The following is a 13,010-nucleotide window of genomic DNA, read 5'->3' on the forward strand; positions in this document are numbered from 1 at the left end:
AAAAGCCCCCTCGGGGGGCAGCAAGCGTGCGAAGCATGCGCAGCGTGGGGGCGCCTTTTCCCCGCCGGGCCGCCCCAAGGGGAAAAAGCCCCCTCGGGGGGCAGCAAGCGTGCGAAGCACGTACAGCGTGGGGGCTCCCTCCCTCTCTACTTTGCCGATTTGATTCCCGACAGTGTCTTGAAGCAGACGTCGCGCGTGATGGTCAGGAATTCGTCGATGTACGACGCGTCGGTATCTTCGCTTCGCACCGTGGCGTACAGCGTGCGCCATACCCCCTGCGGGCCCAGGCGGCACTGCCGTAGCCAACCCTGATTCATGTATTCGGTCAATGCCCAGTTCGGCAGCGCGGCCACGCCGCGGTTGCTGGCCACCAGTTGCGCAATGATGGGGGTGAGCTCCGCCTTGCGGATGGCGGCAGGTTCCACGTCGGCCGGGTCCAGGAAGGCGGTGAAGACGTCCAGGCGCTGTTTGTCCACCGGGTACGTGATGAGCGTCTGATCGGCCAACTGGTCGGGCATGACGAATTTGCTGCCGGCCAGCGGATTGGACTCGGACACGGCCAGCACCAGTTCGTACTTGAATAACGGCAGATATTCCACCGCGTCCAGCGGCTGCGGGTCCGAGGTGATGACCAGGTCCAGGTCGCCGCGCACCAGGGCGGGCAGGGGGGCGAACGAAAAGGCGGCCGACAGGTCCAGCGCCACGTCCGGCCATTGCACCCTGAAGGCGTCCAGCGCCGGCATCAGCCATTGGAAGCATGAGTGGCAATCAATCGCCAGGTGCAAGCGGCCCGTGCGGCCGGCAGCCAGCCGTTGCAACTCGCGCTCGGTGGCGCGGATGCGGGGCAGCACTTCGTCCGCCAGCGCCAGCACGCGCAGGCCCGCCGTGGTCAGCCGCGCCGGCCGGGTGCGCCGGTTGAGCAGCGGCGTGCCCAAGCGGGTTTCCAGGTCGCGCAGCTGGTGCGACAGGGCGGATTGGGTCAGGTGCAGGCGTTCGGCGGCTTCTTGCAGGCTGCCGCCTTCACGGATGGCGGTCAGCGTCTCAAGATGGCGGATTTCTAGCATGGGCGTAGTCGAGGACGCGGGGCAGCGGCGCCGCGTGGCGGCTACCCGCTGCAGGCACCAACCCCATCAGGGTGGAATGAACTTATATTGTATGAGATTTCCTCATCCTATGAATGTAAACATTGATTTTGATTCATGTAGATTTGCCGGCACAATGGCCTTCACTTGAACAAATTTTGTCTAATGGCGGCGATGACATGACTACTATTCATAATCTGGGATTTCCCCGCATTGGTGCCCAGCGCGAATTGAAGCGCGCGGTGGAGGCCTATTGGGCCGGCAAGCAAACCGCCGAAGCGCTGGAAGAAACCGGCCGCGAACTGCGCGCCAAGCACTGGAAGCTGCAAGCAGCAGCTGGCTTGAAGTTCGTGCCCGTCGGCGACTTCGCCTGGTACGACCAGATTCTGGAATGGAGCACGCTGCTGGGCGCCGTGCCGGCCCGTTTCGGCCAGAGCGACAGCGAAGCCGTTTCGCTGGACACGCTGTTCCGCATGGGCCGTGGCCGCGCACCGACGGGCAAGCCTGCCGCCGCCTGCGAAATGACCAAGTGGTTCGATACCAACTATCACTACATCGTGCCAGAACTGGTACCGGGCCAGACGTTCCGCATTGCGCGGGAATCGCTGTTCGAACAGATCCAGGAAGCGCAAGCGCTGGGCCATGCCGTCAAGCCCGTGATCCCGGGCCCGCTGACTTGGCTGTATCAGGGCAAGGGCGACGCGTTCGCGGGCGGCGCTGCCGACAAAGGCAAGCTGCAACTGCTGGCTGCCCTGCTGCCGGTGTACGAAGAAGTCCTGGCTCGCTTTGCCAAGCTGGGCGTGCAATGGGTGCAGATCGACGAACCCATCCTGGTACTGGACTTGCCGCAAGCCTGGCGCGATGGGTTCAAACAGGTGTACGGCGTGCTGACCGCCAGCCCCGTCAAGCTGCTGATCGCCACCTATTTCGACGGCTTGAAGGACAACCTGTCCACCGCCCAGGCCCTGCCCGTGGCCGGCCTGCACGTGGATCTGGTCCGCGCGCCCGAGCAACTGGCTGACGTCGTGGCCGGCCTGCGCGCCGACCAGGTACTGTCCGCTGGCGTCATCAATGGCCGCAACATCTGGCGCACCGACCTGGACGCCGCCATTGCGACGCTGGCGCCCGTCAAGCAACAACTGGGCGACCGCCTGTGGCTGGCCCCGTCGTGCTCGCTGCTGCACGTGCCGGTGGATCTGGCCAACGAAACCGAACTGGACGCCGAGTTGAAGAGCTGGCTGTCGTTTGCCGCTCAGAAACTGGAAGAGTTGAGCCTCTTGGGCCGTGCGCTGGATAGCGCGACGGACCCGTCGGTGCAGCCGGGCCTGGTGCAGCAACGCGCGGCACTGGCCGCGCGCCGATCGTCGGCCCGCATCCACAACCCGGTCGTCGGCCAACGCATGTCTGGCGCCGCCAGCGTGTCGCGTGACCGCGCGCCGTTCGCGGGCCGCATCGCCCGCCAGCAAGAACAGCTGGGCTTGCCCGCCTACCCGACGACCACGATCGGCTCGTTCCCGCAGACCGCTGAAATCCGTGCGCTGCGCCGCGACTGGAAGGCCGGCGTGCTGACCGATTCGGGCTACGAGGCCGCCATCCGCAAGGAGATCGAGGAAGTCATCCGCTTCCAGGAAAAGGTGGGCCTGGACGTGCTGGTGCACGGTGAACCCGAGCGCAACGACATGGTGGAGTACTTCGGCGAACTGCTGGCCGGCTTCGCGTTCACCAAGAACGGCTGGGTGCAAAGCTACGGTTCGCGCTGCGTCAAGCCGCCGATCATTTTCGGCGACGTGGCCCGTCCCGCACCGATGACGGTGGGCTGGTCGTCCTACGCGCAGTCGCTGACGGACAAGCCCGTCAAGGGCATGCTGACCGGTCCGGTCACGATCCTGCAATGGTCGTTCGTGCGTGACGACCAGCCGCGCGAACAGACTTGCCGCCAGCTGGCGCTGGCGCTGCGCGACGAAGTGGTGGATCTGGAAGCCGCTGGCATCAGCGTCATCCAGATCGACGAGCCTGCCATCCGCGAAGGCCTGCCGCTGCGCCGCGCCGACTGGAAGGCGTACCTGGACTGGGCGGTGGATTGCTTCCGCCTGTCGACCGCTGGCGTGCGCGATGAAACGCAGATCCATACCCACATGTGCTATTCGGAGTTCAACGACATCATCGAATCGATCGCCGCGATGGACGCGGACGTGATCACAATCGAAACGTCGCGCTCCAACATGGAACTGCTCAAGGCGTTTGAAGACTTCGATTACCCGAACGATATCGGCCCCGGCGTGTACGACATTCACTCGCCGAACGTGCCGGAAGTGGACTGGATGGTCGGCCTGATGGAAAAGGCGGCTGCCCGCCTGCCCAAGGAACGCCTGTGGGTGAACCCTGACTGCGGCCTGAAGACGCGCGCTTGGCCCGAAACCGAAGCGGCGCTGATCGGCATGGTGCAAGCGGCCCGCACGCTGCGCCAGTCGGCCTGAAGACCGGCCACCCTAACGCCGGCCCATGGGCGGGCGTCGAGGGTTAAGCCCCTGGTTCGTGTGCGACCTACGTACCGGCCGGGGGCTTTTTTTCAGAAAGAGGAACGAATTCCCGCGGCACGGGTCAATAAGCAAAAATCCCAACAGCTGGATTGTTGCCGTTCCTATGATTCTCCAAGGCCCCTATCGGCCGGATCTGCTTGCCGCGGAAACGCTGCCCGATATTCTGGAAGCCACGATCCTGCGGCATCCCGCCGCCATCGCCATTCACTGGCTGGATCAGACCCTTACCTACGACATGCTGGGCCGGCGCGCCGACCTGGCTGCGCACCATCTGATCGAGGCCGGCGTGCGGCCCGGGCAGATCGTGGGCCTGTGTCTGCCGCGCGGCGCGGACCTGCTGGTGATGCAGGCGGCCATCGCCAAAGCCGGCGCGGCCTGGCTGCCGTTCGAATCCGACACGCCGCCCGATCGCATGCTGGTCTGTCTGCAGGATGCGGGCGCCCAGGGGGTGATCGCCAGCGCCGACGTGCGCCTGGACGGCATGACGACGTGGACCCCCTGGGCCCTGTCGATGCCTGTCGACGGCGCCTTGCGCGCAAGGCAAGGGCTGCTGCCCGAGCATCCTGCCTACGTGATCTACACGTCCGGGTCCACCGGCAAGCCGAAAGGCGTGCCGATCAGCCAAGCCAGCATCTGCCATTTCCTGCGCAGCGAAAACGAGGTGCTGGGCGTGCGGCATGGCGACAAGGTCTACCAGGGCTTTTCGGTGGCCTTCGACATGTCGTTCGAAGAGATCTGGATCAGCTATCTGGTCGGTGCCAGCCTGTGGGTGGCGCCCAAGATGCTGACCTCCGACCCCGAAGGCCTGCCCGACGCGCTGGTGCGCGAAGGCGTGACCGTGCTGCATGCGGTGCCGACGCTGCTTGCCTTGTTCGCGCACGATGTGCCGGGCTTGCGCATCGTGAACCTGGGCGGCGAAGTGTGCCCGGACTTCCTCGTGCCGCGCTGGGCCACGCCGGGCCGGCGCCTGTTCAATACCTATGGCCCCACCGAGACCACGGTATCGGCCAGCCTGGCCGAATTGCTGCCCGGCCAACCCGTGACCATCGGCACGCCGCTGCCCAATTACGGCATGCTCATCCGCGGCGAGGACGGCGCGGTGTTGCCGCAAGGGCAGGTGGGTGAGCTTTGCATCACCGGTCCCGGCGTGGCGGGCGGCTACCTCGGGCGCCCCGAGCTGACGGCCGAAAAATTCCTTGCCAACCCCCGGCCCAGCGGGGATCACGACACGCGCATGTACCGCAGCGGCGACCTCGCACGCATCGACGAGCATGGGCAGATCCAGTGCCTGGGCCGTAGCGACGACCAGGTCAAGGTGCGGGGTTTCCGCGTCGAGCTGGGCGAAATCGAAGCGGCGCTGTACCGGCAACCCGGTGTGGGCGCGGCGGCAGTGGTGCTGCGCGACCTGGGCGGCATCGATCAACTGGTGGCCTTCTTGAAACCCGAGGGCGAGGCGCGGTTGGACCTGCACGCCTTGCGCGCCGCGCTGGCGCAAGACCTGCCTGCCTATATGATCCCCGCCCGCTTTGAACGCGTGGCCGAGGTGCCGCGCCTGACGTCGGGAAAAATCGACCGCAAGACGCTCAAGGCGCGTGAACTGGAAACCGTGTCCGAGCCCAGCGGCGAAGACGACGTCGCGGTAACGCCCGGCGAACAGGCGCTGTTCGACGCGCTGCGCCCCTTGTTCCCGGGCCAGCCGCTGCGCCTGGCCAGCGACTTCTTCCGCGACCTGGGCGGCCATTCGCTGCTGGCCGCGCGCCTGGTGTCGTCGCTGCGCAAGCATCCGCAGTTTTCCGCGCTGACGATGCACGAGCTCTATCAGCACCCCGGCCTGGGGGCGCTGTCGGCGCGCTTGGACGCGTTGGCAGCGGCCGTGCCGGTCGCGGTGGAAGACGGCGACACTACTGCGCCATCCCGTGACGCCGCGGGCCAAGCGCCGGAGTGGCGGCGCTGGACCTGCGGCCTGGCCCAGCTTGCCGCGCTGCCGTTGCTGATCGGCGTGCGCATGCTGATCTGGCTGACGCCGTTCTTCACGTATCACTACTGGACGGGCGACGAGGGCGACTCGGTCTGGCGTGCGGTAGCGCTGTCCATCGCCAGCTATCTGCTTTGCAACCTGCTGAGCTTCGGCGTGGCCGTGGCGTGCAAGTGGGGCATCCTGGGCCGGCTCAAGCCGGGCCGCTATCCGCTGTACGGGTGGCGCTTTTACCGCTGGTGGCTGGTGGACCGGGTGCTTGACATCCCGCCGGCGCATTTGCTGGCCGGCTCCCCCTTGCAGGTTTGGTACTTGCGGGCACTGGGCGCGCGCATTGGCCGCGACGCGGCCATCAGCCGTATTTCGGTCCGCGCGCCCGACCTGCTGACGATTGGCGACGGCGTCAGCATTGGCGCGGCCGTCAACCTGGAGAACTTCGCGGTGCGCGGGGGCGTCTGGGAAGTGGCGCCGATCACCTTGGCCGACAATGCCTACGTCGGGTCGTACGCGGTGCTGCAAGGCGATGTGTCGATGGGCGAGGGCGCGCGGCTGGACGGCTTGTCGTCGCTGGCTTCGGGCGCACGCATCCCGGCGGGGCAAGTCTGGACGGGCGCGCCCGCGCGGTACGATCCCCAGGCGCATGCTCCTGAACTGCCGCCCCGACCCGTTCGGGCAGGGCGCTTGCGCCAACTGGATGTGGTGGCCTATGCCCTGGGCGGCACGTTGATCGCGGCGCTGTTCTTCATGCCGGTCTTTCCCAGTTTCGTGCTGATCGATTGGATCGACGCGCGCTGGCTGGACTTGATGGGCGACCGCGTGTCCTGGCCCTATGCCTTCCTTTGCTACCTGCTGCTGGCGTTGCCGGCCAGCGCCTTGCTGCTGTTCCTGACGGTGTTGGTATCTGCCCTGTTGCGCTGGTTGCTGCTGCCCCGCTTGTCGGGCGGGCGGTGGCCAGTCTATGGCCAGATCTATCTGCGCCGCTGGCTGACCAACCAGATCCAGGAGTCCAGCCTGAGCGTGCTGCACGGCCTGTATGCCTCGATCTACGCCGGCACCTGGTACCGGTTGCTGGGCGCGAAGGTCGGGCGGGGCACCGAGATCTCCACCGCCATGGGCATCGTGCCCGACATGCTGACGCTGGGGCGCGACAGCTTCATCGCCGATGGCGTCATGCTGGGCGACGAGGAAATCGACCGAGGCTGGATGACGATGCGCCCGACCATCATCGGCAATCGCAGCTTTGTCGGTAATGGGGCGTACGTGCCCGATGGGTCGGTGCTGCCCGACGACGTGCTGATCGGCGTTCAGAGCCGGGCGCCGGCCAACGGCCGCATGGCCAGCGGCCAGACCTGGCTGGGCAATCCGCCGCTGGCCTTGCCCGCCCGCGAGCAGACCGCGGGCTTCCCCGAGCACCTGACCTTCCGGCCGAGCCTGGGCCGCAAGGTCGCACGCGGCGCCGTCGAGGGCATGCGCATGATCCTGCCGCTGGCGGTCGTGATCGCGGTGGGCTATCTGACGGTCATGAAAATCATCCCGATCGCGGTTGCCCAGGGCTTTTTGGCCGCCTTCGACGAACTGATGCTGGCCGGTGTTCTTTATGGTTTGGGCACGTTCCTGTTCCTGGTGCTGCTGAAGTGGACGCTGGTGGGCCGGTACCGGCCACGCGCTGAACCCATGTGGACTCCCTTCGTCTGGAAGAGCGAGGCAGTGACCAGCCTGTATGAGTCGATCGCCGTGCCCAACTTCTTCAACTTTTTGCGCGCAACGCCCTGGCTGCCCCTGGCGTTGCGCTGCATGGGGGCCCGCATTGGCAAGCGCGTATTCATGGACACCACCGACGTCACCGAGTACGACTGCGTCCTGATCGGCGACGACGCGGTGCTGCACGCCTGGTCCGGGCCGCAGACCCATCTGTTCGAGGATCGCGTCATGAAGATCGGGCCCGTGCGCATCGGCCGCGGCGTCAATGTCGGTCCGCGCACCACGATCCTGTACGACACCCACGTCGAGGAACGCGCCGTGTTGGGGCCGCTGACCCTGGTGCTCAAGGGCGAAACCATCCCGGCCGGGCAGGCCTGGATGGGCAGTCCGGCCACCCCGTGGACGCGGGGGCCGCGCGCTTGAACGCACCTGAGATTTTGTTCGCGGCGCCGCCGACCCTCACACCCGCGTTGCGGTTGACCGGGGAGGGCGCGCCGGTCGAGCTGTGGCTGCTGCGGCTGGCGACTGGCCGGGATGGCCAGCGCCAGGCGGCCCGCGCGTGGCTGGCGGCCGAACTGTCGCGCCGGGCGGGCGCGGCGGCGCGCTGGACGGAAACGCCCAAGGGGCCCGCCATGGAACCGGGTTCCCCCTGGCACAGCTCCTTCTCTTATTGTGGCCCCTATATCTTGTGCGGCTTGTCCCGCCTGGGGGTGCCGGGCGTGGACTTGGCGGCCGCAGACGGCGGAGCAGGGGGCGGCGAGGGCGATATCGAGGTCGCCCGGCTTTATTGCGGACCCGAAGTCGCGGCCAGGTTGGCCGCCTGCGCGCCGGTCGGCCGCGCGGATGCCTTCGCCCAGGCTTGGAGCGCGCTGGAGGCCCGGTTGAAAGCCTGCCGCCGCGGGCTGGAGGAATACACGCCCGTGCGGGAAGGCCATCTGGCCGCCGCACGCCTGACCGGCCAGGTCCGCCACGACGGCCTCTGGGCGTCGGCCGCACTCTGTCCCCTAGCGAGCCGGCCGCAGCAAGACGGTTGATCGCCGGCTGCCTGCGCTATACTTTCAAGGTTTTGTTGCCGCGCACCATGCGCAGGCCATCTTCGCCCCGCAGGCCCCCAGCATGCCCTTGCCACCGCCGGATTACCCTCGCCAACCTCTGCACACGCGTTCCATACGCGTGCAGTCGTATGCGCGCGAAGACGGCAACTGGGATCTGGAAGCCGAGCTGATCGACGTGAAGGCGTACGATTTCCCCAAGAGCGACGGCAAGATGTTCAAGGCCGGGCAGCCCATCCACCATATGCATCTGCGCATCACCATCGACGAGAATTTCTCGATCGTGGCGGCGCAGGCTGTCTATGACGCGGCCCCTTACGGCGGTCATTGCATGGCCATCGAGCCCGCTTACACTGATCTGGTCGGCATGAATCTGCTTAAGGGATTCCGCCGCCAGGTCAAAGAGCGGTTCGGGCATGTGGAGGGCTGTACGCACATGACCGAGCTGTCGCAGGTGCTTCCCACCGCGGCGGTCCAGACCATGGCCAACCGCCGGCGGCAGGAAACCAACCCGAACCGGCGTCCATTCCAATTGGATGGCTGTCATGCGCTCAGCACTGGCGGCCCGGTGGTGGCTGAGCACTATCCCAAGTGGTACACCGGGGGTAGCGCTGAGGCATCGGCCGATTCGTCCTCCGATTCACCTTCTCTTTCTCATACGTCCTGACAGGTAACACATGAAAATCCACGAGTATCAAGGCAAGGAACTGCTGAAGCAATTTGGCATCCCGGTGCCGCGCGGGATCCCCGCTCTTTCCGTCGACGAGGCCGTGGCTGCCGCTGAAAAGCTGGGTGGACCGGTTTGGGTCGTCAAGGCACAAATCCACGCGGGCGGCCGCGGCAAGGGCGGCGGCGTGAAGCTGGCGCGCTCGCTGGACGACGTCCGCAAGCTGGCCTCGGAAATCCTGGGCATGCAGCTGATCACGCACCAGACTGGCCCGGAAGGCCAGAAGGTCCGTCGCCTGTACATCGAAGACGGCGCCGACATCCAGAAGGAATACTACGTGTCGCTGGTCACTGACCGCGCTACGCAGAAGGTCGCCTTCATCGCCTCCAGCGAAGGCGGCATGGACATCGAGGAAGTGGCCCACTCCACCCCCGAAAAGATCATCACCGAATACATCGACCCGCTGACCGGCCTGTCCGCCGAGCAAGCCACCAAGATCGCCAACGCGATCGGCCTGCCCGCCGACTCGACCGCCCAAGCCGTGGACGTGTTCCAGAAGCTCTACACGTGCTACATGGACACCGACGCCTCGCTGGTCGAAATCAACCCGCTGAACCGCGACAGCAAGGGCAACATCATCGCCCTGGACGCCAAGTTCAACTTCGACCCGAACGCCCTGTTCCGTCATCCGGAAATCGTCGCCTACCGCGACCTGGACGAAGAAGATCCCGCTGAAATCGAAGCCAGCAAGTTCGACCTGGCCTACATCCAGCTCGACGGCAACATCGGCTGCCTGGTGAACGGCGCTGGTCTGGCCATGGCCACGATGGACACCATCAAGCTGTTCGGCGGCGAGCCGGCCAACTTCCTGGACGTCGGCGGCGGCGCCACGGCCGAGAAGGTCACTGAAGCGTTCAAGATCATGCTCGCCAACAAGAGCGTGAAGGCCATTCTGGTCAACATCTTTGGCGGCATCATGCGCTGCGACGTCATCGCCGAAGGCGTGATCGCTGCTTGCAAGGCCGTCAACCTGAACGTGCCGCTGGTCGTCCGCATGAAGGGCACCAACGAAGAACTCGGCAAGAAGATGCTGGCCGACTCCGGTCTGCCGATCATCAGCGCCGACACGATGGCCGAAGCCGCCACCCGCGTCGTAGCCGCCGTCAAGTAAAAAAATTGCCAAGGATTCACAAATGTCGATTCTGATCAACAAGGACACCAAAGTCATCACCCAGGGCATCACGGGCAAGACGGGCCAGTTCCACACCCGCATGTGCCGTGAGTACGCCAATGGTAAAGCCGCCTTCGTGGCCGGCGTGAACCCCAAGAAGGCGGGTGAAGACTTTGAAGGCGTGCCGATTTTCGCTTCGGTGAAGGACGCCAAGGCCGATACGGGCGCAACCGTGTCCGTCATCTACGTGCCGCCGGCCGGCGCCGCTGCTGCCATCTGGGAAGCTGTCGAAGCTGAACTGGATCTGGTGATCTGCATCACCGAAGGCATCCCGGTCCGCGACATGCTGGAAGTCAAGAACCGCATGAAGGCCAAGGGCAGCAAGACGCTGCTGCTGGGCCCGAACTGCCCGGGTCTGATCACGCCGGACGAAATCAAGATCGGCATCATGCCGGGTCACATCCACCGCAAGGGCCGCATCGGCATCGTCAGCCGTTCGGGCACCCTGACGTACGAAGCCGTGGCGCAAGTCACCGAACTGGGCCTGGGCCAATCCAGCGCCGTCGGTATCGGTGGCGACCCCATCAACGGCCTGAAGCACGTTGACGTGCTGAAGCTGTTCAATGACGATCCCGACACCGACGCCGTCATCATGATCGGCGAAATCGGCGGTCCGGACGAAGTCAACGCGGCTGAGTGGGCCAAGGACAACATGAAGAAGCCGGTCGTCGGCTTCATCGCTGGCGTCACGGCTCCCGCCGGCAAGCGCATGGGCCACGCTGGCGCCCTGATCTCCGGTGGCGCCGACACGGCCGACGCCAAGCTGGAAGTCATGGAAGCTTGCGGCATCCGCACCACGCGCAACCCCTCCGAAATGGGCAAGCTGCTCAAGTCGGTGCTGTAAGTCTTCAGCATTGCGCCAAAAAAGCCCGCTTCGGCGGGCTTTTTTTCGTTTATCCGACGCCTTCGCGGCCTGGGTCTTCGGCGTGTTCTTAGGGAAATCCCGTGTCCATATCGCGGTCGCCAAAACATACGGAAAGCTGAACGAAACTATAATGAAAGAAATTTCGCACGTACCCAGCAAGAATGCCGTCGGGCTCGCACCAAGACGGTCAGTACGATTTTCGTTTTCATCATCCATTCATTTGGTTTGTCCTAGGGGGATCATCACCTGGGAAAGAGAGGCATGGAACTTAGTTCAGCGGCATTCTGGATAGCGTTGCTCCAGATCATTTGGGTCAACATCCTGCTATCAGGCGACAACGCCGTGGTTATTGCGCTGGCAGCGCGTTCGTTGCCGCCGGCGCAACAGAAGAAAGCGATCACGATCGGCTCGGCCGCCGCGATCATCATGCGTATTGTGCTGACCCTGGTGGCGGCCAAGTTGCTGCTGCTGCCGTATCTGAAGCTGATCGGCGCGCTGCTCCTCGTCTACATCGGCGTGACGCTGCTGTTGCCGGAAGGCGAAGACGACGGCGCGGGCAAGACGCAAGGTAATCTGCTGACCGCAATCCGCACTATCATGATTGCCGATCTGGTCATGAGCCTGGACAACGTGGTGGCGGTTGCTGCTGCGGCGATGGGCGACACGACCTTGCTGGTTTTGGGCTTGGCCATCAGCATCCCCTTGGTCATTTTCGGCAGCACGCTGCTGTTGAAGGTCATCGAGCGCTTCCCGATCATCGTCTGGGTGGGGGCTGCGTTGTTGGGCTTTATTGCAGGTGAATTGCTGGTGGGTGATCCCGCCTTGCAGGAACCGGTGGCGCGTATTGACGCGGCATTGGGCGTATCGCATCACAGCTTCGAACTGATGACGGGTGCGCTCGGTGCGGTGCTGGTGCTGGCAATTGGTAAAGTTTTGCTGATGCGCCAGAAAGCTGACTGAAAGCTGAATTACAATAATTAGTTGTTTGAATGATCCTGCTGCGCCGCGCGCGGCAGGATGGCCGGCTCGGGACCGGCCTTTCTTTTCATAAATGCCTTCGGGGGTTCATAGTGCTTGAGTTTTTCCAGACGCTGAGTTGGGCAGCGGTATTCCAGATCATCCTCATCGACATCCTGCTGGGCGGCGACAACGCCGTCGTGATCGCGCTGGCTTGTCGCAATTTGGCCCCCAAGCAGCGCATGCAGGGCATCCTGTGGGGCACCGCGGGCGCCATCATCCTGCGTGTCGTGCTGATCGCTTTCGCACTGACGCTCCTGTCGATCCCGTTCCTGAAAGTCGTGGGCGGCCTGCTGCTCGTCTGGATCGGTGTCAAGCTCCTGGTTCCTGAAGACGATGCGCATGGCAACGTGAAGGGCGGGACATCCATCGCCGCCGCGATCAAGACCATCATCATCGCCGACTTCGTGATGAGCCTGGACAACGTGATCGCCATCGCCGGCGCGGCCCAGAACGCCCACGCCGACCACCAGATCGGCCTGGTTGCCTTCGGCCTGATCGTCAGCGTGCCGATCATCATCTGGGGCAGCACCCTGGTGCTCAAGCTGATCGACAAGTACCCGTTGGTTGTTACGTTTGGCGCCGCCTTGCTGGGCTGGATCGCCGGCGGCATGCTGATTACCGACGTTATTGTCGAACGTCAATTCGGCGTTCAGCCCACTACGGTTAAAATCGCCGCTGAAATTATTGGCGCCTTGCTCGTTGTTGTCCTTGGACGGTGGCTGGCAAGCCGCAAAACCGCTTCCAAGGAATCCCATGAGTCTGCGTAGATCCGTTGATCCCCAGCAATCCGAATCGGGCCTGAGCCTCCTTCAGGGCCTTTTCGTGCTGGCCATCCTCGGGGTAGTCGCGACGGTCATCGTCTCCAATTTCGTTTGAT

The 13,010-nt window shown here is 64.6% G+C and carries 10 protein-coding genes; 9 read left to right on the forward strand and 1 reads right to left on the reverse strand.

From position 1 onward, the window contains the following. Window positions 1-146: 146 nt before the first annotated feature. Window positions 147-1,064 (reverse strand): LysR family transcriptional regulator, encoded by a 918-nt coding sequence (locus CEY09_RS24275; protein ID WP_088590582.1) that lies wholly within the window; start codon window positions 1,062-1,064, stop codon window positions 147-149. Between the two features lie 197 nt (window positions 1,065-1,261). Between CEY09_RS24275 and metE the strand changes: the two genes are divergently transcribed. The 9 genes from metE to CEY09_RS32715 all read left to right on the forward strand — a co-directional run bounded on the left by metE (window position 1,262) and on the right by CEY09_RS32715 (window position 13,009). Continuing rightward, entirely contained in the window at window positions 1,262-3,559 is a 2,298-nt protein-coding gene (gene metE, locus CEY09_RS24280; protein ID WP_088590583.1) for a 5-methyltetrahydropteroyltriglutamate--homocysteine S-methyltransferase, read from the forward strand. Window positions 3,560-3,725: 166 nt separating this feature from the next. Beyond that, the gene (locus CEY09_RS24285) at window positions 3,726-7,721 is read left to right on the forward strand and encodes a Pls/PosA family non-ribosomal peptide synthetase (RefSeq protein WP_088590584.1); all 3,996 of its coding nucleotides are present in this window, start codon (window positions 3,726-3,728) and stop codon (window positions 7,719-7,721) included. Continuing rightward, window positions 7,718-8,332, forward strand: coding sequence for a 4'-phosphopantetheinyl transferase family protein (locus CEY09_RS24290; protein ID WP_234818388.1), 615 nt, complete (start codon window positions 7,718-7,720; stop codon window positions 8,330-8,332). Before CEY09_RS24285 ends, CEY09_RS24290 begins: the two co-directional genes overlap by 4 nt. Before the next feature lie 82 nt (window positions 8,333-8,414). Then, on the forward strand, window positions 8,415-9,017 hold the full coding sequence (locus tag CEY09_RS24295) for a DUF2889 domain-containing protein (protein WP_035213193.1): 603 nt from the start codon (window positions 8,415-8,417) through the stop codon (window positions 9,015-9,017). A gap of 10 nt (window positions 9,018-9,027) precedes the next feature. After that, entirely contained in the window at window positions 9,028-10,188 is a 1,161-nt protein-coding gene (sucC, locus tag CEY09_RS24300; protein ID WP_006225013.1) for an ADP-forming succinate--CoA ligase subunit beta, read from the forward strand. 22 nt (window positions 10,189-10,210) lie between these two features. Beyond that, window positions 10,211-11,092 carry a succinate--CoA ligase subunit alpha gene (gene sucD / locus CEY09_RS24305; protein ID WP_006225012.1) on the forward strand — a complete coding sequence of 294 codons (882 nt, stop codon included), beginning with the start codon at window positions 10,211-10,213 and terminating at the stop codon, window positions 11,090-11,092. 282 nt (window positions 11,093-11,374) lie between these two features. After that, a complete protein-coding gene (locus CEY09_RS24310) occupies window positions 11,375-12,073 on the forward strand; it encodes a TerC family protein (protein ID WP_006225011.1) in 699 nt (232 codons plus the stop codon). A 110-nt stretch (window positions 12,074-12,183) separates the two neighbouring features. Beyond that, window positions 12,184-12,900, forward strand: a complete 717-nt coding sequence (locus tag CEY09_RS24315) for a TerC family protein (protein ID WP_088590662.1) — start codon at window positions 12,184-12,186, stop codon at window positions 12,898-12,900. Then, window positions 12,887-13,009 (forward strand): hypothetical protein, encoded by a 123-nt coding sequence (locus CEY09_RS32715; protein WP_006218348.1) that lies wholly within the window; start codon window positions 12,887-12,889, stop codon window positions 13,007-13,009. Before CEY09_RS24315 ends, CEY09_RS32715 begins: the two co-directional genes overlap by 14 nt. Window position 13,010 lies beyond the last annotated feature (1 nt).

Source organism: Achromobacter marplatensis, assembly GCF_002209535.1.
GTDB classification, from domain to species: Bacteria; Pseudomonadota; Gammaproteobacteria; order Burkholderiales; family Burkholderiaceae_B; genus Achromobacter; species Achromobacter marplatensis.